This is a genomic window from Mesorhizobium sp. M1328 (genome assembly GCF_040318075.1).
Lineage (GTDB): Bacteria > Pseudomonadota > Alphaproteobacteria > Rhizobiales > Rhizobiaceae > Mesorhizobium.
The window spans coordinates 16,072-40,600 of the sequence record NZ_JAMYLO010000004.1; the positions used below are offsets into that span (position 1 = coordinate 16,072).

At 60.0% G+C, this 24,529-nt stretch carries 19 protein-coding genes; 8 read left to right on the top strand and 11 right to left on the bottom strand.

Features of this window, described 5'->3' with window-relative positions; translation table 11 throughout:
- Positions 1-71 precede the first annotated feature (71 nt).
- Positions 72-749: a LuxR C-terminal-related transcriptional regulator gene (locus tag NKH23_RS11470; RefSeq protein ID WP_352467094.1), complete on the bottom strand. Its 678-nt coding sequence runs from the start codon at positions 747-749 to the stop codon at positions 72-74.
- A 512-nt stretch (positions 750-1,261) separates the two neighbouring features.
- Between NKH23_RS11470 and NKH23_RS11475 the strand changes: the two genes are divergently transcribed.
- The 6 genes from NKH23_RS11475 (at position 1,262) to NKH23_RS11500 (ending at position 7,437) form a co-directional block, all read left to right on the top strand.
- Positions 1,262-1,984, top strand: coding sequence for a nucleotidyltransferase family protein (locus NKH23_RS11475; RefSeq protein ID WP_023675619.1), 723 nt, complete (start codon positions 1,262-1,264; stop codon positions 1,982-1,984).
- Positions 1,985-2,030: 46 nt separating this feature from the next.
- Positions 2,031-3,167: a DegT/DnrJ/EryC1/StrS family aminotransferase gene (locus NKH23_RS11480; protein WP_353034728.1), complete on the top strand. Its 1,137-nt coding sequence runs from the start codon at positions 2,031-2,033 to the stop codon at positions 3,165-3,167.
- Positions 3,164-3,838: a sugar transferase gene (locus tag NKH23_RS11485; protein ID WP_352467096.1), complete on the top strand. Its 675-nt coding sequence runs from the start codon at positions 3,164-3,166 to the stop codon at positions 3,836-3,838. Before NKH23_RS11480 ends, NKH23_RS11485 begins: the two co-directional genes overlap by 4 nt.
- Positions 3,839-3,912: 74 nt before the next feature.
- Entirely contained in the window at positions 3,913-4,917 is a 1,005-nt protein-coding gene (locus NKH23_RS11490; protein WP_352718011.1) for an SDR family NAD(P)-dependent oxidoreductase, read from the top strand.
- Positions 4,914-6,188: a hypothetical protein gene (locus tag NKH23_RS11495; protein ID WP_352718012.1), complete on the top strand. Its 1,275-nt coding sequence runs from the start codon at positions 4,914-4,916 to the stop codon at positions 6,186-6,188. The genes NKH23_RS11490 and NKH23_RS11495 overlap by 4 nt, the downstream gene beginning before the upstream one ends.
- Positions 6,175-7,437 (top strand): polysaccharide biosynthesis/export family protein, encoded by a 1,263-nt coding sequence (locus NKH23_RS11500; RefSeq protein ID WP_352718013.1) that lies wholly within the window; start codon positions 6,175-6,177, stop codon positions 7,435-7,437. The genes NKH23_RS11495 and NKH23_RS11500 overlap by 14 nt, the downstream gene beginning before the upstream one ends.
- A gap of 60 nt (positions 7,438-7,497) precedes the next feature.
- Here NKH23_RS11500 and NKH23_RS11505 read toward each other — a convergent pair whose 3' ends face one another.
- Together NKH23_RS11505 and NKH23_RS11510 are read right to left on the bottom strand one after the other, a co-directional pair.
- Entirely contained in the window at positions 7,498-8,796 is a 1,299-nt protein-coding gene (locus tag NKH23_RS11505; protein ID WP_353034670.1) for an HlyD family type I secretion periplasmic adaptor subunit, read from the bottom strand.
- A 242-nt stretch (positions 8,797-9,038) separates the two neighbouring features.
- Complete coding sequence (locus NKH23_RS11510; RefSeq protein WP_352718016.1) at positions 9,039-10,790, bottom strand: type I secretion system permease/ATPase; 1,752 nt, start codon at positions 10,788-10,790, stop codon at positions 9,039-9,041.
- Between the two features lie 406 nt (positions 10,791-11,196).
- Between NKH23_RS11510 and NKH23_RS11515 the strand changes: the two genes are divergently transcribed.
- A complete protein-coding gene (locus tag NKH23_RS11515) occupies positions 11,197-11,889 on the top strand; it encodes a N5-glutamine methyltransferase family protein (RefSeq protein WP_292653749.1) in 693 nt (230 codons plus the stop codon).
- 83 nt (positions 11,890-11,972) lie between these two features.
- Here NKH23_RS11515 and NKH23_RS11520 read toward each other — a convergent pair whose 3' ends face one another.
- From NKH23_RS11520 to NKH23_RS11555, 8 genes are all read right to left on the bottom strand, one after another.
- A complete protein-coding gene (locus tag NKH23_RS11520) occupies positions 11,973-12,239 on the bottom strand; it encodes an acyl carrier protein (RefSeq protein WP_292653750.1) in 267 nt (88 codons plus the stop codon).
- 56 nt (positions 12,240-12,295) lie between these two features.
- Positions 12,296-13,849, bottom strand: coding sequence for a class I adenylate-forming enzyme family protein (locus NKH23_RS11525; RefSeq protein ID WP_352718274.1), 1,554 nt, complete (start codon positions 13,847-13,849; stop codon positions 12,296-12,298).
- A complete protein-coding gene (gene asnB, locus NKH23_RS11530; RefSeq protein ID WP_352718019.1) occupies positions 13,849-15,870 on the bottom strand; it encodes an asparagine synthase (glutamine-hydrolyzing) in 2,022 nt (673 codons plus the stop codon). The genes NKH23_RS11525 and asnB overlap by 1 nt, the downstream gene beginning before the upstream one ends.
- Before the next feature lie 3 nt (positions 15,871-15,873).
- Complete coding sequence (gene nadE / locus NKH23_RS11535) at positions 15,874-16,857, bottom strand: NAD(+) synthase (protein WP_352913966.1); 984 nt, start codon at positions 16,855-16,857, stop codon at positions 15,874-15,876.
- The gene (locus tag NKH23_RS11540; RefSeq protein ID WP_502908337.1) at positions 16,854-19,592 is read right to left on the bottom strand and encodes an AMP-binding protein; all 2,739 of its coding nucleotides are present in this window, start codon (positions 19,590-19,592) and stop codon (positions 16,854-16,856) included. Before NKH23_RS11540 ends, nadE begins: the two co-directional genes overlap by 4 nt.
- Positions 19,593-20,320: 728 nt before the next feature.
- The gene (locus NKH23_RS11545; protein WP_352913726.1) at positions 20,321-20,581 is read right to left on the bottom strand and encodes a hypothetical protein; all 261 of its coding nucleotides are present in this window, start codon (positions 20,579-20,581) and stop codon (positions 20,321-20,323) included.
- Between the two features lie 101 nt (positions 20,582-20,682).
- Complete coding sequence (locus NKH23_RS11550) at positions 20,683-21,582, bottom strand: proline iminopeptidase-family hydrolase (RefSeq protein WP_352913728.1); 900 nt, start codon at positions 21,580-21,582, stop codon at positions 20,683-20,685.
- Positions 21,583-21,752: 170 nt separating this feature from the next.
- Positions 21,753-22,478: a helix-turn-helix transcriptional regulator gene (locus NKH23_RS11555; protein WP_352913731.1), complete on the bottom strand. Its 726-nt coding sequence runs from the start codon at positions 22,476-22,478 to the stop codon at positions 21,753-21,755.
- A 299-nt stretch (positions 22,479-22,777) separates the two neighbouring features.
- Here NKH23_RS11555 and NKH23_RS11560 point away from each other — a divergent pair, with 299 nt between their 5' ends.
- Positions 22,778-24,451 carry an ABC transporter substrate-binding protein gene (locus NKH23_RS11560; protein WP_352913734.1) on the top strand — a complete coding sequence of 558 codons (1,674 nt, stop codon included), beginning with the start codon at positions 22,778-22,780 and terminating at the stop codon, positions 24,449-24,451.
- Positions 24,452-24,529 lie beyond the last annotated feature (78 nt).

Here is a 24,529-nt window from a genome sequence, read left to right on the forward strand (position 1 = left end):
TTGGGATATGCAGTAATATGCATGAGGAGTCTTGGGACGCCGTTTGCACGTCCAAAAGGACGCGCGGCGTTCTAGCTGGCATGTCTCGAAAGCCAAGTCTTCAGCATAACGGCAGCCTCGGTCCGATTGCGTACCCCCAACTCACGCAGAACCGCAGCAGCGTGGATTTTCGTGGTCGCCTCCGCGATTTCCAGATCGCGCGCAATTTCCTTGTTCGAATAGCCTTCCGCCATCAGCTTGAGGACTTCCTTTTGCCTCGAGGTCAGCCTGCCAAGGTTGACGCCAGCGGTACGCCTCTGTGGGCTTTTGTCGTCGGAATGGGTATGCGCGTGGGTTGTTTGCGTTGCACCCGAGCGTGACAGAAGTGCAGGAACATAGATGCGGCCGGAGAGGATTTCGTTGACGGCCAAAACAACCTCTTCGTCCGTCTGGGACTTTACGATGTAGCCGTGAAGCCCGATCGACAGAGCCGTGAGTATTTCCGAGCGCGAATCGTTTCCCGAAACGATCGCAAATCGCGTGTCCGGATAGGCAGACAGAATCCCGCCGAGCACTTCTTGATTGAACAGGCCCGGCATATTCAGGTCCAGGATCGCAAGGTCCACGAACGATTGCTCGGCCAGCAAACTGAGCACCGCGTCGAAACAAGACGCTTCAAATATCTCCACACCTGGAATGCCTGCGGTCAGTGCCAATCGCAAGCCGCGACGATACAAGCCGTGATCGTCGGCGATGACGATTCGATACATTGAACTACCCCAACGCCTATCTGAATGGATTGAACGGTGATGGCCTGAAAGTCGTGGCCATCCACTCGTCGATTCATCCAGCCGACGCTGCGGCACCCCGAACACCGCAAACGCCAGATTTCTAATATAATCTTAAATGACGGGAAACGCTCCTCTTTTTTTTGCCCCTTATGAGCGAAACCCGCCGAACGTCATCGAACATACGTTCTGACCTTTTGGACAGCTGACAGACCGGTCGGTCGTTCAGCACTGCTATAGGTCTAAAGACATAGAACAGCAAAACGGCTGAATTGTTACCATTCGAATGCACGACGACATCCACCCTGACGGCCACATACCATCCAGATGCAATGTCCGGATCAGGGGACAGTGGGGAAATCTCACCGGTCTTCTACGGGAAATCTCACCGGTTCTTCTGAGGGGACAAGAACGCGTTTCCCGGGTGCTGACCAGGGCAGGATAGCCGGCCCGTGACGACAGCGTTCAGGCCGAATGAACAAGGGAGGACCAGGATGAAAGCGGTTATTCAATGTGGAGGAATGGGAACACGCCTCCGCCCCTTCACTTCGGTCTTGCCGAAGCCGCTCATGCCGATCGGCGCACGGCCGGTTCTCGAGATGCTTCTGAAATGGTTGCGACGCAACGGTATTCAGGAAGTCTATATTACAACCGGGTATCTCGGCCACTTGATCCGCACCGTGTGTGGAGATGGCTCGCAGTGGAACCTGAAAATTCGATATACGCAGGAGATGGAGCCGCTTGGCACCATCGGGCCGCTGTCTTTGATCAGGGATGAACTGACGGAGCCATTCATCGTTCTCAATGGCGATGTCCTCACGGATCTAAGCCTCAGTCGATTTGTAGCAGCGCACCGTAAGCACACCGATCCAGTGACGATCGCAACAGCCTGTCGCCTGATCAAGATGGATTTCGGCGTCATCGACGAAGTCGACAATACCGTGCAGGTCTTTCGCGAAAAGCCGACGCTCTCGCATTTGGTCAGCATGGGAATTTACTGCATGAACCCGGACGTTCTGCAGTTTATCCCATCCGGCATACCCTTTGGGTTCGACGACCTGATGCTGCAGATGATGCAGAACGGCACGACCGTGCACGTGTACAAGCATGAGGGTCTCTGGCTCGATATCGGGCGCGTCGACGACTTTCAGAACGCACAGACCATTTCCTGGGAAGACCAGTCGGCGTCGATCGAGGTCACTGCGACGGCTGCATGACGAAATCACGAGCTCGGTCCCACAGTTATCAGTCTAGGAGGTTGTGATGCTCTTGGTCAGTGCCCCGATCTTGGGTGTGCCGGAGAAGACTGCTTTGACCAAGGTCATCGACAGCGGCTGGCTGACCATGGGGGAGCAGGTACGAGCCTTCGAACAAGCTTTTGCCGACGTGCATGGCGCGGAGGATTGCGTCGCGGTCAGCTCTTGTACCGCAGCACTTCATCTCATTTTGCACGCACTTGGTATCGGACCGGGCGACGAGGTGCTGGTGCCATCCTTGACTTTCGTGGCGACCGCGAATGCGGTCCTCTATGTCGGTGCGACGCCGGTCTTCGTCGACATCGAGTCAGCCGACGTGCCGCTGATGTCGATCGTGGAAGCCGAAGCGAAATGCACGACCCGCACCAAGGCAATCATTCTCGTCCATTTCGCCGGCTACCTCGCCGATCGGGAACAATGGCAGAGGTTCGCCCGTGCCCGGGGGCTGCATATCATCGAGGACGCGGCGCATGCGCCGGGCTTGAAGGAGGTGGGGACATTTGGTGCCGCGGCCGCCTTCAGCTTCTACGGCAACAAGAACATGACCACGGCGGAAGGCGGGGCTGTGATCGCCAGGGATGCCGGTCTGCTCGAGACAATCCGCCAGGCGCGTGGACATGGGATGACCACCGGGACACGTCAAAGGCTGAACAGCCGCACCCCTCAGTATGATGTCACCATGCTCGGATTCAACTATCGCATGGATGAATTGCGGGCTGCGATCGGACTGGTCCAGCTGCAAAATTTGCAGGAGTGGAATGAGATCAGGCGTATCCTGGTCATGCTGTATCGCCGTCTCATAGCCAAGCATTGCCCGGCCGTGACCATCCCGTTCCACGAGCCGCGGACGTCGGCCTACCACATCATGCCTATCCTTTTGCCACGTTACGCCGACAGGCAAGACGTCATCGACGCACTGCGCGCGCAAGGGATACAAACCACTATCCACTACCCGCCGGTGCACCAGATGACGCTCTATCGTGAGCTTATTCCCGGTACTCATTTACCGCGCACTGAAGATTTCGCGCAGCGCGAGCTGACGGTACCGCTGCATCCGCAGGTCACAGCACCTTTGGTCGAAACGGTGGTTGTCGCTCTTGCCGCAGCGGTTAACAGTTGCGCCCAGACAGGAACAGCCGCATGAATGCCCTGGACCTAGCCATTCACCGGCCTAACGTCTCGAGCGCCGCCCATGGGTCTGTGAGACGAGCAATTGATCTCGTCGTTGCTGCGGCCGCGGCGATCGTCTTCGCTCCGCTGATGCTGCTGATTGCCGTGGCGCTGCTGCTGGAAGGTGGTCGGCCCATCTTCTTTACGCAGACCCGCGTCGGGGCCGGTGCTCGCCCATTCCGCATGTACAAGTTCCGCAAGTTCAGCGTGCAATGCGATCCCGGTGGCTTGGCGCTGACCATGGCCTATGACAGCCGCATGACGCCGGTAGGACGGTTCCTCGCCGCCACCAAGTTCGACGAGCTGCCGCAGCTTTGGAACGTCTTCAGAGGCGAGATGGCAATCGTCGGGCCCCGCCCGGAGAGCCTTGTCTTCGCCGATTGTTTTCGCGGGAGCTTCGAGGGTATTTTACAATACAAGCCAGGCTTGCTGGGTCCAGCCCAGGTCCTCTTCCGGAATGAAGCGCATTTTTATCCGGGATCCGTGGACCCGCTACTGTTCTACCGCGAGGTTCTGTTTCCTGCGAAAGCCAGGCTCGACCTTTCCTATTATCCGCAGCGCACAATCGTCTCCGATGTCGTGTGGATGGTGCGCGGGCTGCTGGCGGTGCTTGGCGTCGTTTCGCCGCCGCCGATCGGAACTTGAGAGCAGGCGGGACATCCGCGCTCTCGTGGATTTGCAAAGTCAGTGCCTCACGTCATAGGGGGAACGCTTGGGTCATGGCATACAAGGGCAGGAAAGTTCTGGTTACGGGTGCCGATGGGTTCATCGGTTCGCATCTCACCGAAGCACTCGTCCGTAGCGGTGCCGACGTCACGGCGGTGGCTCTCTATAATTCGTTCGACAGCCACGGCTGGCTGGACGATTTACCGGACACCATACGAAGCCAGCTGAACCTCATCCGCGGCGATGTTCGCGACAGCGCGTTCCTTAATCGGATCGTGCGTGGCCAGGCGGTCGTGTTTCATCTCGCCGCACTGATCGCTATCCCGTATTCGTATGCGGCCGCCCAGTCCTATGTGGAAACCAACATCCTGGGCACGGTCAACGTCCTCGAAGCGGCGCGTCAATGGGAGACTGAGCGTGTGGTGCACACCTCGACAAGCGAGGTTTATGGCACCGCGCTGACAATGCCTATCAGCGAATCCCACCCGTTGCAGGGACAATCACCATATTCGGCATCCAAGATCGGTGCGGACATGATGGCGGAGTCCTACGCCCGATCGTTTGACATCCCCGTGGTTATCATGCGGCCCTTCAATACGTACGGCCCACGCCAAAGTGAGCGGGCCATCGTGCCGACCATCATACGTCAGGCTCTCGACAAAAAATGCCCGGCGATCATGGTGGGAGACACAAGCCCGATCCGCGATCTTACTTTCGTGGAAGACACTGCGGCGGCGTTTTTGACCGCAGGTTCGGCCGAGCTCGAATTTGGCCATGCCTACAATGCCGGAAGCCAGCGCGCTGTGACGATCTCGGACGTATTGGATCTGGTGATCGAGTTGAGTGGCTGCAAGAAACCGATTCACCGCGACGAGCGCCGCCTTCGGCCGCAGAATTCCGAGGTGCGTGCCTTGCTGGCCGATTCTTCGCTCCTCGAAAGCAAGACTGGATGGCGCGCCCAGACCAGCCTGCGCGAAGGCTTGGAGCGGACCATCGGATGGTGGCAAGGGCGCCTCAGCGAAGGCCGAGTGCGACACGAAATGGGCTACATGACATGACCTTTCGCCCGCGTGGGTTGGCTCCACTGTTGATTGCGGCTGCCTTGTCGTTGGATTTGTCCACGGCCGGCGGCCGGCAAGACAGCGCGCCTACACAGTTTGTCGCGCCAGTGATGATGGATCTGCCCGATTATCTCCAACCCGCGACGGATCCAGCCTTCGGGACAATTTTCATGCGCATTACCAAGCCTGGCGCTCTTGGCAATGGCGTCGTATGCGAGAAAAAATTTTGCAGCCACCGTTATTCCAGCTCCCAGGCGTGGAATTCAGACCAGAGTCTCCTCGTCATCACCAACGGCTGCAATGGCATGTGCTTTTTCGACGGGCAGACCTATGTCCCGCTTTTCCGTCGCGCTCGATCGGCTGAATGCGAATGGCATCCGCAAAATGCCGATCTGATGATTTGCGTTCAGGACCGGAAAATTTCGACCTGGGCGCCGCGGACCAATCGCGAAGACGTGCTGTTCGTGTCGCCGAATTACCATGATCTTCAGTTCGGGCCGTCCAAAGGCAATCCCAGCCGTAACGGCGATCGCATAGCAGTGCGCGCAATCCGTGGCGATGGTGCGATGGTTGCCTTTGCCTATGATCTCAAGCAGCGCCGGAAATTTCCGGACATCGATCTTGCCCAGCTTGCCGGAACCGTCAGCGCCTGCTCGATCTCCCCGCTCGGAGCGAACATCCTGTGCTTTCAGAACGTGAAGGAAGACACAGAACAGCGAGCTGTTTTCTCCGTCGACGGGACGTTGCGGCAGAGATGGACGGACCATCATCGGCCCGGCCATGGCGATATGACGGTCGATGAAGACGGCAGCGAAGTTTTCGTGGGCATCAGCAAATCCGACCCTGACAAATATCACGTCATCAAAAGGAGACTGGTCGACGGGAAGGTCACCTCGCTTATGAAGTTTGGCGAAGCCGAGCATGCGTCCGTGCGGGCACTGGACAGGAGCGGCTGGGTGTTCGTGAGCTATGGCGGCAATCCCGATGAGATCTCTGCCAATCCCGACTGGGCGCCATATGCGCGAGAGGTGATCGCGCTGCGCCTCGATGGCAGCGGTGAGGTTCGACGGGTCACGCAAACCCACAACGTCCCGTCCGACTATTGGAGCGAAACCCATGCCTCGCCGTCACCCGACGGCTCTCAGGTAATCTGGTCGAGCAACTGGGGTGTGCCTGGCGGGCCGGTCTACGAATTCATCACCCGTCTCGATTGGCCGGAAGAGCCGCGGTCGAACCAGAAGGAGATTGCCGCCAATGGTCCTCGTTAATCGAATCCTTCTTGTCGTGCTCGGTATGCTGGCTACCGTGGAAACGGCCGCTGCAGCGGAAGCGCGGGTTGCTTATCGACTTTCCGCGGGCGATACCGTCGAGATAGGAATTGCCTCCATCTCTGAGCGAACGCAACGTGCGGTGGTCCAGATGGACGGCACGATCGCGCTTCCCGAAGTCGGGATGGTTTCGGTGGGCGGCCTGACTCCGGCCGAATTGCAGACACGCATGCAGACGATCTTGCCAACCAAGATATTCCACCAGCGGCTGCCTGACGGGCGGGAGCAAATGATCGTCATCAAGCCGACAGACGTGACCGCCGTGGTTGCAGAGTACAGGCCGATCTATGTGACCGGCGACGTGCTCACTCCCGGACAGCAGGCCTACCGCCCGCTGATGACCGTGCGGCAGGCGATCGCCGTGTCAGGTGGTTTCAGCCTTTTGCGGTCCCGGGCAAACCAGGTTGGCCCCGATCCGGTGGATCTGCGGCGCGATTATGAGTCGCTTTGGGGGGAATACACGAGAGACTATTTTCACAGCGCTCGTATCCGCGCCGAACTTCAGGGTAAGTCGACTTTCGACATGCAGCCACCACAAGGGTCGCCTTTGCCGGCAAGTTTTGCGTCGGCGATCGCGCAGGCCGAAGCAGAAGGTCTGAAGCTCTCGTTGGACAATTTCCAGAAAGAGCAGAGCTTTCTCGATAAAAGTGGCAAGGATGCTGCTGCACAAACCGAGACCTTGCTCGAGCGCGAGCAGGCCGAAGCGGATGGGGTGAAGGCGGACGAAGACGAGCTGGCGCGCGTAAGAAAAGCGTTTGAGTCGGGAAATCTAACCAATACCCGGCTCGCCGATGTCCGGCGCGCTTTGGTGCTCTCTTCCAGCCGGGCACTCGAAACCTCGGTTGAACTAATGAGAGCACGACGTCAGCAGGACGATTTTGCCAGACAGCACGAACGCAATGACAACCAAAGAAGGATCGGTCTGCTGACCGAGCTGAAGGATACCAATGTGCGTCTTGCCGACGTCAGCGCAAGGCTTCGCGCCGCGAGCCAGAAGTTGCAGCCTACGGGAGCTGCCGCCCTGCCGTTGCCGGTTGCCGGCGAAAGGATCCAGGCCGAGGTCACGATCATTCGCAAAGTCGACGAAGAATGGCGGAAACAGCCGGCCCAAGAAGACACCGAGGTCATGCCGGGAGACACGATCGAGGTCAGGTTCAGCAGCGCTCTCGAAAACGCGGCGACCCGATAGCGATCGGCCGGGCTCCGATCCAATTGGCCGCCGCACTGCCGGTTGAGTTTGGCAACCCCTTTACTGCCTGAAGGCTCTGGAAAACTGATCGGTAAAAGGCTTCATCAAGTAGGACCAGACACTGCGCTCGTCGGTTCTTATGTGGACTTCGGCGGGCATGCCGGGTTTGAGTATTTTGTCTCCTGTCAGGCAGGTCGCTTCATTCTCGACGTCGATGCGCGCCGAAAAATAGGAAAGCTGGCGTTGCTGATCCTTGATCAGATCTGCTGAGACGCGGTTGACTGAGCCTTCGCAAGCAGGTGTGGTGCCGGCGTCGAACGCCGGAAAGCGGATCGACACCTGCTGTCCGGGATGAATCTCATCGATACGCGACGGAGGAATCGAAGCGTCGACGACAAGGTTGTCGGAATCGGGCACAATCATCATGAGCACCTCTCCAGCGCCAATCACGCCGCCGACGGTGTGGACCGAGGATTCTTGTACCGTGCCCGATTGCGGGGCACGAATGTCTGTCCTGCCGAGTTCGTCTTCGGCCACCACCTTGCGCTCGCTGAGCTCGGTCTGCTTGGCTTCCGTTTCGCGAAGTTCGTTGGTCACGTCGCTCCGCATTTGTTCGTCGAGCTGAAGCACCTGCAGGTCCGTTTCACTGATGTGAGCTTGTACCTCCGCTATCGCTGCGACAAGGCGTCCCGATTCGCCGCGAGTCCGGGTCTTCTCCAGGCTGACATTGCTCAACCTCTCCTTGGACACCAACTTCTTTGCGTAGAGAGATTCAACATCTGCAAGGTTCTTGGTCAGCAGATCCAGAGACTCGTCCGTCGCAGACTGCTGCGATTTGAGGCCATCGATCTGACGTTCCAGCTGCTTCGCGCGGCTTTGCAATTGTGCCTTCTGGCCAGCCAGCGCCGCAGCACGACTTTCAAACAAGGCACGCTCGCCACTGACAAGTGCCGCCACTTGCGGGTCACCCATTTGAGCCCGAAGGTCGGGCGGGATCTGCATTTCCGGCAGACCCTGGCGCTCGGCCTCCAGTCGGGCCAGACGAATGGTGGCGCGATTGAGATCCTCGGTGATTATCTGCAGGTTTGCTCGGGTCAAGGTGTTGTCCAGCCTGACCAACACGTCGCCGGCCTTCACATGATCGCCGTCCTGCGCGAAGATTCCGCCGATGGTGCCGCCGGTTTGATGCTGGACTTTTTTTATGTTGCTTTCGACGACCACAGTCGCAGGCGCAATCACCGCGCCGGCAATCTTGGTCAATCCCAACCAGAGCCCTCCGCCAAAGATCAACAGCAAGCTGGTTGCCAGGCCCAAGAGCAGATTGGCCCGGATTCCATCCGGATCTGGCTTCGTCTCCAACGAACGGCTCTCGCCACCGGCGGCGACGTATGACGACACGGTAACAGTAGAGCGATACTTCACATATGCCCGGCTGCACCTTTGTGCGGCGGAACGACAATTCGCTGCCAGGCTCCGGACCAGATTACCCCAGGGTAGATTGGCTCGAATGCCATCCGACTCCGGCTTCGCCCCGGTCGGCTGGACTTCGCCGCCAACCGCAGCATACGACGACATGGTCACGTTAGACACTAAGCAATACCTCACGCATGCCCGCTTGCACCGTGCTGCAGCGGAACGACAATGTTTGGCTTGTCCGGACGCGGGAAGGGCCGGATCACATTTGCCAGAACGTCTTCACGCGAGCCGAACGAATGGAGCATCCCGTTCGACAGGACGAGTACCTGATCGATGTTGACGAGAGCGGAGGGGCGATGCGCAACGACGATCACGATACCGCCGCGCTGACGCACTGCCAGGATTGCGCCGGCCAAAGCAGCATCGCCGTCTGCATCCAGATTGGAATTTGGTTCGTCAAGAACGACGAGGAATGGATCGCCGTAAAGTGCCCTGGCAAGCCCGACGAGCTGCCTCTGCCCAGCCGAAAGGGCCGCGCCGCCTTCTCCGATGCGTGTTTGAAAACCCTGCGGAAGACGCATTATCATCTTGTCCACGCCCGCAGCCTTGGCAGCTGCCAGCACGCCTTTTGCGTCGCTTTTGCCACCGAACCTCGAAATATTGTCGGCGATCGTCCCGTCGAACAGCTCAACGTCCTGTGGCAGGTAGCCAATATGAATGCCGAGCAGTTCTGAATTCCACTGATCGAGCGAGGCGCCGTCCAATCTTACCGTGCCACGAAGCGGCTTCCATGCCCCGACCAAAGCGCGCACGAGCGTGGTCTTGCCGGAGCCGCTCGGGCCGACGACCGCCAACCCTGCGCCTCTCGCCAAGCGAAAGCTTACATTGAAGATGGTTGGCTTCTGCAGACTTGGTGGCGCGACGGTCAATTCTTCGACCGCTAGCTCCGCCTTTGGGCGCGGCAGCTCCATTGTCTCTTGCTGGCCAGCAAAAGCATCCAGTGCTGCCGCCAGCTCGGAATAGCTTTTGCGGGTTGCCAGAAACCCCCTCCAGTTTGCGATGGCCACATCGACCGGCGCCAGTGAGCGGCCCAGCAAAATGGACGATGCGATGATCACGCCCGGCGAGGCTTCGCCCCCGATCACAAGGTAGGCACCAAGCCCCAGCACACATGATTGCAAGGCCATTCGAAGCGTCTTCGACAGTGAGCTCGCTGCGCCGACGACGTCGGAAAGCCGTTCCTGGTTCTTCAGATAAAGATGACTGACCTCGTTCCAGCGCCGGCTAAGCGGAGCGGACAGGCCCATCGCCTGAACAACCTCTGCGTTGCGGCGGCCGGAATCGGCCAGAAGCCGCTGTGCTACGAGTGTTTCAGATGCACGAGCCGCGGGTTTGCGGCCGATGATCTCGGCAACCACCGTCAAAAACACAACGGCGCATGCGCCGAGCGTTGCCAGCACACCAAGCGCCGGGTGCAGCAGATAGATGACCACCATATAAAATGGTATCCAGGGAGCATCGAATAAGACGGTCGGCCCCAGTCCGGAAAGAAAGCCACGTAGCTGGTCCAGATCACGAAGCGGGTGTACCCGGTTCGCATCCGGCCCGGCGACGAGGGGCAGGGAAAGCGAGGCTGCGAACGCCTTTTGCTGAAGATTTTTATGCAGGCGGCTGCCGATGCGGACTAACAGGCGAAGCCTCACGAAATCGAGGAGCCCATAGGCCGCGTAAAGTCCCAGCATCCCGACTGTAAATCCGATAAGAGTCGGCACGCTCTGCGAAGGCAGCACGCGGTCGTAGACCTGGAGCATGTAGACGGAGCCGGTCAAGGCGAGGATATTTATCAATCCGGAGAAAACGCCTACGCCAACGAGGCCATGCACACAGCCGAACATTGCGGAGCGTAGATCGAGCGAGCGCCCTTTGGTTGACTTCATGATGTGCGCTCGTTGACGCGAAATTGCCGCGCAATCTCGTCGGTTCTTTCGATGAGGGACAAACTTTAACCTTCCGGGAAGCAGCAGCTCCGCCCCGCTGCTGGAACATTACGAATTGCTTACATACGTGCCTTCTTTGATTAAAATGTAGCAAAATCGTGACGCCAGGCTGAGAATTCGGCAACTGGCTCGCCAGGCTGGGGATAACCGGGTCGAGTAAGGAGATATTCCTAATCATGACACGGCGCAGAAGCTTATGGTCATCTTCGTAGCATCAAGGCTTCAAAGCGTCTGGGGAGCGATGGGTTTTGATTTTGTCGATCGAGAGTTAAACGATTTTGAGATACACTTCATCGGTACGCCATTGTCGGCCACCAACGCCGGCTAAAACGGGAAGGCGAGTGTCGTGAGCGAAGAGATCAATGTCGCCGATGCCTATGGCAGGGGCCGCAGCACCTTCATGGGATTGCAATTGCTGGTCTCGCCCGGTGCGCTTGTTCCTCGGCCGGAAACGGAACTGCTCGGCAAGGCCGCTCTCGATGTTCTGAGCCAACTGAACTTGCCGGTACCTCGCGTTGTCGACATGTGCTGTGGCGCGGGTAATCTGGCGTGCGCCATCGCACACCACGCTCCCACCGCGCGCGTGTGGGCAAGCGATCTTACCGACGGATGCGTGGAGGTCGCGCGCCGCAACGTCATCCATCTTGATATGGAGGAGCGGGTAACGGTGCTTCAGGGCGACTTATTCAGCGCCTTCTCCGGCCTGGAGCTTGACGGCACGATCGACGTGATCGTTTGCAACCCGCCCTACATTTCCGAAAAACGGCTCGAGGGCGACCGTTCGCATCTGGTCGAACTCGAGCCGCGTGAAGCGTTCGCAGCCGGCCCCTACGGCCTGAGCATCCATATGCGGGTGCTCAAGGAGGCGCCGCGATATTTGCGGCGCGGAGGCATCCTGCTTTTCGAGGTCGGGCTTGGCCAGGACCGACAGGTCATGAGTTTGCTCGAGCGTTCCAAGGCTTATGAGAGTATCCGGGCAGTTACCAATCCAGCGGGCGAGGGCAGGGTGGTTGTGGGACACACAAAAGCGCAGGCATAAGCACTGCAGTCGCGGCAGGCTTCAGACACGCTGTCGCGGCTTAACGGCCGGGGACTTGAAACAGAGCTGCAAGGTTTCGGGAATCAGTTTCTCTTGCGCATGACGTATTGCGCAATTCCCTGGATGGAATCGAGGTTCTCGGGCAGCAACTCGCTGTCTTCGACCGTGATGCCGAAGGTCTCCTCGATGAAGCCGATAACCTCGAGCACCCCCGTCGAGTCCACGATGCCCTGGTCGAGAAGCGAGGTGTCGCTCTCCAGGCTCTCCGGATCGGCTATATAGAAATTCGAGGCCAGGAAAGCGCGAATTTGTTCGCTGCAGGTATCGGTTCTATCCTTGGTAGATAACATTGATTTCGCCTCCGGTACAAAAGATGAATGCTGATCAACTTCGCCCTGGTACCGACTCATGACAGGGCCGTTTTTTTGAGTTTGCCCGTGTCGGTCATCGGCAGACTGGGTACGATGACGATGGACTTCGGAACCATGAAGTTTTCCAGCCGTCTCTGGCACTCTTTCTGCAACTGCTTTTCACCGATCATGCTTCCCTGCTCCATCACGACAAACGCCTTCACTGCTTGCCCGAGCAGCTCGTCCGGAACGCCGATGACCGCGGCTTCCCGCACGCCCGCAATGTTCATCAGCACGTTTTCCACCTCCTTCGGCGCTATCTTCTCTCCGCGCGATTTTATGATCTCGTCGCCGCGACCGACAAAGTAGAGGTAGCCCTCGGCGTCCATCCGGCAGTAGTCGCCCGTGTACAGGACCTGCTCACCCGGCAGCGGGCCGGGCTTGAGCTTCCTGGCTGTCGCCTCCGGCTTGCCCCAATAGCCCTTCATCACCGTCGCTCCGCGGATGACGAGCTGACCAACGACGCCGGGGCCGACCCGCCTGTCATGCTCGTCGACAATCCACATTTCCGTGTTGGGGATGGCGATCCCGACGCTCAACGGCTTTCGCTCCAGATCGTCCGGTGGCAGGTAAGTGCAGCGCTTGCATTCGGTAAGGCCGTACATCGAATAGATACGGGCGCCAGAAAACAGCTCCTGAAGCAGGAGAATGTGCTTGAGCGGCAGGGCGGCCGCAGTGTTGGTGACGTAGCGAATGCTCGAAAAATCCTGATCCCTGAGAGACTTGAGCTCCCCGAGTGTGGCAAAGATGGTCGGTACGCCGGGAAAACCCGTCACCCTCTCTTGCTTGATCAGCCCAAGGATCTGCGCCGGGAAGGCGAACGAGCGTTCAAGCACCAGCCGGGCGCCGGCGCCGAATGCCATGATCATCTGGTAAAGACCGTAGTCGAAGGCGAGCGGCAGGACATTGAGGATCACCTCGTCTTCGGCAAGCGCCAGGTATGAGGAAATCGAGGCGCACGCGGCAATCATGTTTCGGTGCGTCAGCATCACGCCCTTGGGTTCGCCCGTCGAGCCGGACGTATAAATGATCGCAGCGAGATCGATATCGATGCAGCGGCGCGCGGGCGGCGTGCTGCGGGCTGGCGCGACCGCAGTATCCCAGCGCACAGCATGCGGCAGTTCTTGCAGGTCGTTGCGTTCGATCGGTCCGGAGACGATCATGCGGCGCAACGATGGGCAATTCCGCGCCGGCTCCCTGAAAATCGAGTGCAGGTGTTTGTCGGTGATCAATGCCGTCGGGCGGCAATCGTTGAGCAGATAATCAAGCTTGTCGCTTTTGGTGAGCGGATTGACGATGCACACCACGGCGTTGGCCTTGAGCACCGCCCAGAACGCAACGACAGCCTCGACAGTGTTGTCGGCGAAAATCACCACCCGATCGCCACGTGTGATTCCAGCCTCGGTCAAATTATGCGCTATGGCGTTCGAGCGCATATCGAGATCGCCATAGGTGACACGTTGGTTGCCGCACACCAGGGCCACCTTGCCGCCGAGCCGGCTGGCAGAGTGGGTGAGATAGTCGTGCAGGAGCGGTACGGCGCCATGCATCACGCGAGCACCTCTTCGCGATGCACGCGGTCGATATCGATGCTGAGCTTGAGCGTGCGAGCCCCACTTGGACGGCTCGCGATAAATTGCTGATGGAGAAGCTGCGTCGATAGCACCCCGACCAGCGCCATATTGTCGGAGTTGGACAGGTCGCCGCCGCCGGCGCTGGCCTGGCACTTGCTCAGGAGCCGGGTAACCGACTTAGGATCGAAGACGTTCGCTTCGCGCAGCGCCGGCTCCGAAAGTGCCTCGCGAATATAGGCCGGAGCGCCATCTGCGACGAAGCAAAGCGCGTTGGGGGCCCGGTAAGGCTGCTTCTTGCGGGTGACGATTTCCGACGGCACGATCGGTTGCGCCACGCGCTTCAGCACATGCTTTTCATCGAGCACGCGCAGCTTGTAGGCGGCCGGAAGCGAATTCGCGAGCCTCACGAGTTCATGATCGAGGAACGGGAAGCGCCCCTCGACGGAATGAGCCATCAGCATCCTGTCCCCTTGTGAGGAAAGCAGGTATCCCGACATCAGCGTCTGGATCTCGATATACTGGTCCTGCGCAAGAGAGCCCCATCGCGAAAACTCCGGTGGCAGGCGGGCAAGCAGCTCGGACACGGCGTTGCGGCGCTCCGTTTGGGAGCGCATGTCTGCCGAAAACAGCCGCTTGATGGCGCTTGTGGTACGCCAGCGCGTGCCATGCGCAAAACCAGGCGCGTCACAGGCGTGGATGTCGCGCCCGAAGAACTGGCGTGCCATCGCCTGCTGCTGCACCGGCGAGCGGCTGAGATAGGGATAGAGGCGCTCCAGCAAACGGGAGCGTCGCGTCGAGGCGGGCTGGCGTCCCCAGAAGCGGCGGACCTTGCCCTCGCGGAACAAATCGTAGCCCGCGAACATTTCGTCGGCCCCTTCGCCGGTCAGCACGACCTTGATGCCATGCTCGCGCACCAGTCTCGAGAGCAGGAACAGTGGCGCCGGCGCGGTCCTAAGGATTGGCCGCTCGGTGTGGTAGATCACCTCAGGGAAGATGCCAGCGATATCGCTGCGCGAAACAACCACCTCATGGTGGTCACTGCCGGCCACGCCGGCAACCAGGCGCTGGAAATGCGTCTCATCATACTCGGCGTCGGCAAAACGCAGCGAGAAGGTCTGGAAGCGCTCGCCCGCGAAGCGTCTCCCCAGCGTGGTGACCAGTGAGCTGTCGAGCCCGCCGGACAAATAGCAGCCGACCGGCACGTCGGCGCGTACTATCCTGAGCGCCGTCGCGGCCTCCAGGGCGCTGCGCACTTCCTCCACCGCGTCATCAAGCGAGCCGCTGAATTCATCATCGCCGGGTGCGCCAACCTCTGGATAGCCAGGCTTCCAAAAAGCCCGCTCGCGAACGACGCCGCTGTCATAAATGCGGACATGCCCCGGCGTGAGTTCGCTTACTCCTCCAAACACGCCTTGTGGCGGCGCGACAGTCCAAAGTGTAAAAGTCTGATCGATGCCGGCTGGATCGAAGGCGCGGGGTATGTCCGCATCGGCCGCGAAAATGGCCTTCACCTCGCTGGCGAAGTAAAGCCGCCCGCCATGCTCGCAAAAGTGCAGCGGGCAGATGCCGAACCGATCCCGCGACAAGACGAGACGACCCGCCACGGAGTCCCAGATGGCGACTGCCCACTGCCCATTCATTCGTTCGAAGGCGGCCTCGCCCCAGGCATGATAGGCATGGACGATGACCTCGGTGTCGCTGCGTGTGCGGAAGCGATAGCCGAGCGCGACCAAGTCTTGTCGCAGCTCGACGTAATTGAAGATTTCGCCGTTGAAGACGATCCACATTGTGTCGCCCGCGCCGGCGAGTGGCTGCTGGCCGCTCGCGAGATCGATGACGGACAGGCGGGCATGCGCCAATCCGGCACGTCTGTCCCGGTAAAGGCCGCGCTCGTCCGGGCCGCGATGCGCCAGCGCGCCCACCATGCGCATCAGCGCATCCCGGGACGGGGGCGCCGCGGCGGTGCTCAGCGACACAATTCCGGCGATGCCGCACATCGCCTAGCCCTCGCCCATTGAAGAGGACACCAACGGCCGCGCGTGAAGATAACGTGCGGCGCGCCGCTTGCTGTCGATATCCTTGAAAACCTTCTGAACCTGCACCACGGTGAGGCCGGTGGCCTCAGCGACGTCTTCGTTGGCAATCCCGTGGTTCAAGCCGTAGAGGCACAGATCCATCAGATAATAAGGAAGCGCGAAGTAGAACTCCTCCTGACTCTGCGCCAGCGAGAAGGTGTCCGTGGTGGGCGGTCTGCGCCGGACCTCTTCCTCCACCCCAAGATATTCGGCCAACTGGTAGACCTGGGTCTTGTAGAGGTGAACGATTGGCATCAGGTCGGCAATTCCGTCGCCCTGCTTGACGAAGAAGCCCTGGTCGTACTCCAGGCGGTTCGGCGTGCCCGCTACCGCGTAGTTGAGGCGGTCGGCATGGTAGTATTCGGTCATCTTGCGCAGGCGCTGCTTGTAATTGGTTGCACCGACGATCTGCAGGTAGGCGGCCGACGGCAGACGCACCGTGTCGGTCTTGCCTTCAGGGTCCTGAACCGTGAGGCGCGTGATGTTGAGACCGTTGCTCTCGAGAACCGAGGCGAGCACCAGCTTGCATTTCCAGCCGTCCCCATATTCGGGAACGACAGTCTGGATTGCTTCGATCTGCCGTCTATAGGCGCCGATTGCTTCAAGGGCCGGCGTTATATCCTCCAGGATCGTATCGATACCAAGCTGTGCGGCAACAGTGCGGCCGAGCCTTAGCGAGTCGCCGGAGGAATGGCGCTCCGGCATGAATATCCCGAGGACCTTGTCTTTCCCAAAGGTGCGAACACACAACGCCGCGACGACTGAGCTGTCGATGCCGCCTGAGAGGCCGACAACCACCCCTCGACGTCGCAGCGTGCCAAAGACCTGCTGGCGCAAGATCTGGACGATGCGATCGACTTCAGCGCCAGCGTCGAGCACCAGCGCGTCCTTGCCGAATGTTGAGGTCAGGTCGATGACTTGTACTCCAGTTTGCGAGACTCGGTTGGCGAATAGGTCTGCGCCACCGCTTTCTCGATAAGGGGACGGTTGGTGGCGAGGTGAGGCTCTATGACCAGATCGATGTGGGTGCCGACGATCGGAATCACGTCCAGATGGGCGAAAACGCGATCCCAGCCGATGGCCAGAGTCATTCCGGGTCGAGCACAGCGAAACAGGGTGCCGGTGATCGGCAGCGCCGGCTTCGGCTCTGTCAGCCATTGGAAGAAGGCCCGTGCCCGCAAAACCTCCTGCAGTTCCAGTTTGGTTCTAAAGCTCGTCGCATTGAACTGTCCCTGAGCGTAGCGATCGAGAAGCTGGACCAGTTGCGCCTCTCGCCGCATTTTCACGGCGACTTTCGCGAGGGCGCGGCAAGCCATCCGGTAAGCAGATACGCGGTTGGTCCGGATTCGATTGAATGTGCGCGTAAACGTCTCCAAGTAGGCGCTTCGCTCGCCGACGAGGCTGGTGTCGAGGATGCCGAGGAACTTTACGGTTCGCCCGGCGGCCAGCAGCCGCGCCGCAACTTCGAAAGCGACAGCGCCACCGAGCGAATGGCCGAGAAGTCGTACATGACCCGACGGTTGAGCGCGGCGGATCTGCTCGACGGCGGCATCGGCCATGTCGGCGAGGCTGTTTTGTCCGCGCAGTATTAGAGCCAGAGCCGGATACCTGATCGGGGCAACGCGGGTGACCTTGCCCATCGCTGCTGCAAAGGCAGCAAGGCTCGGGCCATAGCCGACGGATCCCGGGAACAGAAAAAGAATGGGAGGGTTGTGCTTCTCGGCGCGCGCGCTTTGATCGCCTGCCTGGGCAGATACGACCGCCTTGACCATTTCGTCCAGGCTCATCCCGACGGTGAAGGCCTCAAGACCGAGTTCCTGCCCGATGGCGCTTTCGATTTCCATGACGCAGTGCAGCAGCTTCAGCGAATCTCCTCCGGCGTCATCCCAGCGCCCTGCCGCCACGCGCGTATTGAGAATGCTGGTCCATGCCCGCTGGACGACCTGCTGCGCCGTCAGCTTGCCCCGCGGCTCGAGCGGTCGCGCGCTCGCTGCTGTCTCTCTGGCTGAAAGATCCATCTCTGCAAGTGTCGTGATGTCGACTTTGCCGCTCGGCAGACGCGGAATCTCGGCGATCGTGTGCAACCGCAAGGGACGCAGCGGCGGCGGCAGATTGGTCCTGACAAGCTGGCGAAGCTCGTCCGAAAAGGTCACTTCGGCCGAGCCCCGAGGAACAACAAAGGCGACAAGCTCATTCGCCGCAGCCACGATTGCCACAGCATCCGCAACAGAGGGTGCGCAACGCAGCACCCGTTCGAGTTCGGCTGGCTCGACGCGTCGACCATTGATCTTTACCTGGCGCCCCTTGCGACCGACGATGTGCAGTAGGCCTTGATTATCAAGTCGAACGAGGTCACCTGTCGCGAAAATCCGAAGGCCTGGATCGTCCGGGTCTGATGTCGCCGGGAAAACCGCCCCGTCCTCCCAATGGCCAAGCAAGACATACGGGCTCCTGATCAGAAGCTCTCCTCTGCGGCCCGGTTGAACGCAGCGGCCCGTTTCGTCGACAATTGCGAAGGTGATTCCAGGCAGCAGCCAGCCAACTGGAACCGAATCTCCATGCTCCGGCCAGTCTCGCGGCAGGAACCATTGCGCGCCGGTGGTCTCGGTTGACGAGTAACCGATCTGGATGAGGCACGTATCGGAGACGGCCTTGCGCAGCAGGGCGATGTCGGTCCAGGGCACCTTCTCGCCACCGATCCGGGCGACTCTAAGTGAATGGAACGCTTCAGCAGGTCCGTCTGCCATGAGAGCGCGAAGCAGCGCCGGCACCAGATAGGTGATTGTCACGCCTTCGGAACGCACCAGGCGTTGAACGGCGCGCAAGCCGATCGCTTCGACTTCGACCAGATGCAAGGTGGCGCCGGTGAGAAGGGCTGCAAGAATTTCCCGGCACCCCGCGATTGTGGCGGGTCCGGTCAATGGCAGGAAAACATCATCCGAGTTGATGTGGCATGCATCGACATATTGCTGGACCCGGCACAGCAAGCTGCGCTGGCTGTTAACGATGCCTTTGGGCCGGCCCGTGCTTCCTGACGTATAAAGCACGATGGCGGGCGCATCGACAGATACGGAATAAGACTGAGGCACTTGCCCAGCCTGCGAGGCCGCACTGGTCGACACATCGATCCAACTGACCCGGTGAGGCAAACCGTCGGGTCGGACATTGCCCTCGCCCAGGACAGCTGAGAGCCGCGCCCCGGCCACGATTTCAAGAATCCGCGAGCTAGGATCTCGCGCGTTCAGTGGCACCGAAGGCCGTCCAGCCGTCATGCTTGCGAGCATGGCGATGGGATACCAGGCCGAGTTGGCCTGAAGAATACCTATCGCCTGTCCGTCTGGGACGGCCGCCGCGATCTGGTAGGACAGCGTCTCAACTGACCGGAGAAGCTGGGAATAGGTCAGACGATTGGCGCCGTCGCTGATTGCAAGCTTGTCGGGGTACTGGCGGACGATACTTCTCAGGTGCTCGAAGGCGGCAATGTTGGTAAAATCGGCGCCCAATCTTTGAAATGGGCGCAGTACGGGACCACCCTGATCCAGTGCGTATTGTGAGACACTTGACCAATTATCGGAGGTCGCTGTCTGACAATCCACCGCTAGATCCTGATCCGCGATTTCTGATCCCAAATATGCCGAAGACATGAGTTGCCCACGCTAAGATTAGGGTCACTTATCGCCCCCCGCCCCAATCTTTTCATCGATCATTCTGATGATGCCCTGATCTTCCCTCAAGGACGCTTGGTTAGTCACTTCGCCTGTTTCGCAAACCGCCGGCCGAGCCAATCATTCCGGGCTCGCTGGGTGCTGTGGTGCGCATGACGCAGCGAGCACTGGCGTTTGTGCCAAGTTGGCAACACCTGTTGCACACATGCCAAGGCGGGATCGAAGACCAAGGTGGGATCGAGACGGAATTTGCCGCCATTCAGGCATATTGCCTATTCTGTGTTTCTCCCGGGCGATACCGGCGATGCTTCGGTGTCGGAATAGCTGCCGGGGACGAAACAATATGCATAGATCTGTCCCCGATTTTCGTCAGTCACACGGATCCAGTCCTTTTCCCATTTTCGGAAGGTAATATGTCCATCGGTCACCATGGCCGCAGCTCTGAACGGACTCGGCGCGTTGACGACGCCCACCGAGATCGTCGCCGTCCATACGCTCGACGAGATACGTCTGCATGAAAGCCTCCCGCTAAACCACCCGACCTTTAACGGCCGCTAATGGTTTCGGTTGCAACGTGCTTGGCGAAATTTGGGGTGCACACGTTCCATACCCGCAGGCACCGAATTCCTTCGCACTCGGCGTCGACCGCGCTGGTCTCCCCTGTCGTCAACGGTTCGCGCGCCCTGAGCGTCGAGACCAAAAGAAGCTCAAGACAGCTCAGCGCGCTGAGATATCGGCCGGATGGCACAGCGCGCAGCCTGCGCGCCGCCCAGACCGGCACCATCGCCGCGCCGATTTCGGACGTCACCACCCCCTTTTTCGCCGAGTTCGTATGCGGAGTGGAGGACGCGGCCCACCAGCGCGCCGAGCGCTATAATATTCTGCTGTTCAACACCGACGAGAAACACGGCACGCGAAGCGCGCGAGATCGACCGGGTGCTGGAGCGCCGCATCGACGGCATCGTCATGGCACCGGCGGCGGCAACGAGGAGTTGCTCGCCGACCTTGCCGAGAGCGGACTGTCACTCGTCTTCGGCCACCGCAGGCTGAAGGGCGTGTTGCTGGAACGTCAATCGTATTTGGCCAGGAAGCGCCCGACGGCGGTGAGGCAGTCGTGCTTTTCCTCGACATGCGGCATGTGGCTGGAATTCGGGAAGACCAGGCCTTCGACGTACGGGATAAGATCCAGAAAGGGCTGGACGCAGGCCTCGGTCGCTTCGTCGTAGAAGCCGCGGAAAACCAGGGTCGGCGCCTCGATCCGATGCAGGCGGTCGACGATGGTCCAGTTCCGCATCGTGCCGATGACGTGGAACTCATTGGGACCATTCATGGTGTGATAGACGGTCGGATCTTCCTCGATTGCAGCAAATGTCCGGGCGACCTCTGGCGGCATTGGAACGACGCGACAGACATGACGGTCGTAGAAAGCCTTCGTCGCCGCAACATATTCGGGGTGATCGGTGGTTCCCGCCGCTTCATGCCGGTTGAGCGCACTCTGAACATCGGCTGGCAACTCGGCGCGCAATTGCCGGGCCCCGTCCACCCACAGCGCCATCGAGGCCAGTGAATTGGCCAGGATCAATGCCCTGAGCCCCTCAGGGCGGCGCACGGCGTGCTCGGCCGAGAGTATGCCGCCCCAGGACTGGCCGAGCAGGGCGTGGCGGCTGTCGATGCCGAGATGGGTGAGCAGCGCATCGAGTTCGCCCAGGAAGAAATCGACGGTCCAGAAGTCGCCGCCCTTGTCCGGCAGATGGGTCGATTTGCCATTACCGATCTGATCGTAGTGGATGACGGCTCGCCCGGTTCCGGCAAGCTCCTTGAATGAGTCCACATAGTCGTGCGTGCAGCCCGGTCCACCATGAGCGACGACCAGGGGCAGCTTGCCCGAACCGAGGTCTCCGGTCACGCGGTACCAGGTGCGATAACCGTTGTAGTAGCTAAATCCTTCAGTGATCGCATGTGCCGTCACAATCCAAGCTCCGCATCATGGCGCAGCAGGAGCCACTGTGGGCCCTCCCAAGCCTTGTTTTGCGGCCGACGGTACTAAGCGGCCCGGCGCATTTACAGCTAGCACTATTTATAGGTTTGCCGGTTATGGGTTTGCCCGGGAGGAGGCCGATCGCCCGCAGGTCGCGAGCCTCAATGCTCCGGTTCGAGCAGCCGGTAATGGGCGGCGAGCGCGATGGCATGGAAGCGGTTGCGCGCGCCAAGCTTTCGCGTCGCCGCGTTGAGGTGCAGCGTTGCGGTAGGCACCGCGCGGCCAATCTCACGCGCGACCTGCTTGGCCGTCAGTCCGGCAGCGGCCAGGCGCAGGCACTGGCGTTCGCGCGACGTCAGATGGACATGTTGGCAGGTGCGGATTCCGGCGTCGAAACCGGCGTAGACGGAGTCATGCAGCAGATGACCCAGATCGCCGATCTCGGCGATGAAGGGTCTGGCTTCGAGCTCGAACCCGGCCTCCGGATCGGCACGGATCGCGGTGAAGGTGGCGAGATCGCCGCCGGCAAGGCGAATGGGTACGGTGACGCCGCAGGTCATCCTGGTGTCAAGCAAATAGCTGACCACAGGATCGTGCTTGGACTGGAGCACGCGCTGCATGACGGTGCTCTGAACGCCGCTGTGCGACCAGAGAAACGGTCTCGATACGGTGAGCGCGGCCTCCTGCACCGGGTCAAGCTGATAATATCCGCCCTTGCACCAGAGATCCTGCATGTCGCGCGGCACGTTGCGCAGAGCCATCAGCGAGGGCGTGATAAGCTCGCCCTTGTGACTGACCGGCACGGGCGTATAGTCGTAGATGAATGCAGTGAAACCGATCGGCTCCAGCACCTCCGTCGCCACCACCATGGCAGCGTCGATGCTCATTCCAGTTCGGAACCGGCTCTCTAGATCGCCTGGAAGGCTTTGCATCCGGCAAGCTTACCCGCTGATGATTGCTTGTCAAATAGCCATGTCGGCCGGCTGCTCAACAAATAGGCGGGATAAGCCTGTCCGACCCTATCTATCTTAATAGCTATCCCGTCCGGCTTCGCTCGCCGTAGTCTTTTGCGATTGGGCGAAGTAGCGGACGCCGTTCGCAAACCCAGACTGTTTTCAGCCGCGCGATGGTCGATCCACCGGGTTCAGCGCGGCAAAAGCCGACACGCCTCCATGAGGGAACAAATATGCGACTCCAAAAAGCATTTACAGCGTTGATTCCCGGGCTGGCTTTGCTCGGCGTGACGATGATGTCGCCGGCAAGCAGTGCCTTGGCCGCCGAGGGCAAGCCAGGCGGCACGCTCCGACTGCTGGCCAATGCCGCGGCAGGCACCGCCGATCCGCACATCAACTACACGCTGCAGTATTTCCAGATCAATTATGTCCTCTACGATGGCCTGGTGACCTACAAGAAGGCCGGGGACAAGACGGGCTTCCAGGTCGTCGCGGATCTGGCGGAAAGCCTCCCGCAGGTCGAGAACGGCGGCAAGACCTATGTCTTCAAGCTGCGCAAGGGCATCAAATTCGCGGATGGCTCGGATGTCACCACGAAGGACGTGGTGGCTTCGTTCCAGCGCATCTTCAAGATCAGCGGGCCGACGGCCGGGACCTTCTACAAAGGCATCGTTGGTGCGGATGCGTGCTTGAAGGCGCCCGCGACATGCACCCTCGACGGCGGCCTGTCGGTTGACGATGCGGCCGGAACCATTACCTTCAAACTCGTCCAGCCGGATGCCGAGTTCCTGCAGAAGCTGGCCGTTCCACACGCGTCGATCCTGCCGGCGAGCGCGCCGCTCAAGGACGCCGGCACCGATCCGATTCCGGGCACCGGACCCTATATGATCGCCAGCTACGACCCCAACAAGCTGATGAAGATTGTGCGCAACCCTCATTTCAAGGAATGGAGCAAGGAAGCGCAGCCGGCCGGATATCCGGACGAGATCGACTATGAATTCGGCCTTACCGACGAGGCGGCGGTGACGGCGGTCGAGAATGGCCAGGCGGACTGGATGTTCGATCCGCCGCCGTCCGACCGTCTCGCCGAACTCGGCACCAAATATGCCAAGCAGGTCACGGTTCACCCGCTGACGGCGATGTGGTACGCGCCGATGAACACCAATCTGGCGCCGTTCAACGACATACGCGTTCGCCAAGCCGTGAACTTCGCGATCGACCGCGCCGCGATCGTCAAGCTGTTCGGCGGCAGCAATCTGGCGCAGCCGGCCTGTCAGATCCTGCCGCCGGGCTTCCCGTCATTCGCAGCCTATTGCCCGTTCACCGCCAATCCAGGTGAGAAGTGGTCCGCGCCGGATATGGACAAGGCCAAGCAATTGGTCGCTGAATCGGGAACCGCAGGTCAGGAGGTGACGATCATCACCGAGGACACCACCGTCTCCAAGGCGATCGGCGTGTACCTGCAGGACGTGCTCAACCAGCTTGGCTACAAGACGTCGGTCAAGCCGATCTCGCAGAACATACAGTTCACCTACATCCAGAACACCAATAACAAGGTGCAGATTTCGATTTCGCAATGGTTCCAGGATTACCCGGCGCCGTCGAATTTCCTGCAGGTCTTGTTCAGCTGTGCCTCGTTTACGCCGGGCTCCGACGCCTCGGTCAATATTTCGGGGTTCTGCGACAAGTCGATCGACGCATCGATGGACGAGGCAGAGGCAGCCACCATCGCCGATCCGGCCAAGGGCGCGACACTCTGGACCGCCATCGACAAGGCCGTGACGGACAAGGCTCCGGTCGCTGTCCTGTTCACGCCAAAGCGCGTCGATGTCATCTCTTCCAGGCTGAAGAACTTCACCTTCAGCCCGCAATTCTACTGGATCGTCAGCCAGTCCTGGGTGGAATAGCCGACCGGAGCCAATGCGACGGAGTGCCGCTGGCTCTCCGTCGCATTTCCTTTTCCGGCGGATCAGCGCATCTTCCAG

Bases quoted from the DNA above. Each gene is read 5' to 3' on its own strand.
- NKH23_RS11500 (WP_352718013.1), top strand. From the start codon at position 6,175: ATGGTCCTCGTTAATCGAATCCTTCTTGTCGTGCTCGGTATGCTGGCT.
- NKH23_RS11540 (WP_502908337.1), bottom strand. From the start codon at position 19,592: ATGTCTTCGGCATATTTGGGATCAGAAATCGCGGATCAGGATCTAGCG.
- NKH23_RS11470 (WP_352467094.1), bottom strand. From the start codon at position 749: ATGTATCGAATCGTCATCGCCGACGATCACGGCTTGTATCGTCGCGGC.
- NKH23_RS11545 (WP_352913726.1), bottom strand. From the start codon at position 20,581: ATGACGATGCCGTCGATGCGGCGCTCCAGCACCCGGTCGATCTCGCGC.
- NKH23_RS11525 (WP_352718274.1), bottom strand. From the start codon at position 13,849: ATGCATGGCGCCGTACCGCTCCTGCACGACTATCTCACCCACTCTGCC.
- NKH23_RS11510 (WP_352718016.1), bottom strand. From the start codon at position 10,790: ATGAAGTCAACCAAAGGGCGCTCGCTCGATCTACGCTCCGCAATGTTC.
- NKH23_RS11560 (WP_352913734.1), top strand. From the start codon at position 22,778: ATGCGACTCCAAAAAGCATTTACAGCGTTGATTCCCGGGCTGGCTTTG.
- NKH23_RS11555 (WP_352913731.1), bottom strand. From the start codon at position 22,478: ATGAGCATCGACGCTGCCATGGTGGTGGCGACGGAGGTGCTGGAGCCG.
- asnB (WP_352718019.1), bottom strand. From the start codon at position 15,870: ATGTGCGGCATCGCCGGAATTGTGTCGCTGAGCACCGCCGCGGCGCCC.
- NKH23_RS11490 (WP_352718011.1), top strand. From the start codon at position 3,913: ATGGCATACAAGGGCAGGAAAGTTCTGGTTACGGGTGCCGATGGGTTC.
- NKH23_RS11485 (WP_352467096.1), top strand. From the start codon at position 3,164: ATGAATGCCCTGGACCTAGCCATTCACCGGCCTAACGTCTCGAGCGCC.
- NKH23_RS11520 (WP_292653750.1), bottom strand. From the start codon at position 12,239: ATGTTATCTACCAAGGATAGAACCGATACCTGCAGCGAACAAATTCGC.
- NKH23_RS11475 (WP_023675619.1), top strand. From the start codon at position 1,262: ATGAAAGCGGTTATTCAATGTGGAGGAATGGGAACACGCCTCCGCCCC.
- NKH23_RS11495 (WP_352718012.1), top strand. From the start codon at position 4,914: ATGACCTTTCGCCCGCGTGGGTTGGCTCCACTGTTGATTGCGGCTGCC.
- NKH23_RS11480 (WP_353034728.1), top strand. From the start codon at position 2,031: ATGCTCTTGGTCAGTGCCCCGATCTTGGGTGTGCCGGAGAAGACTGCT.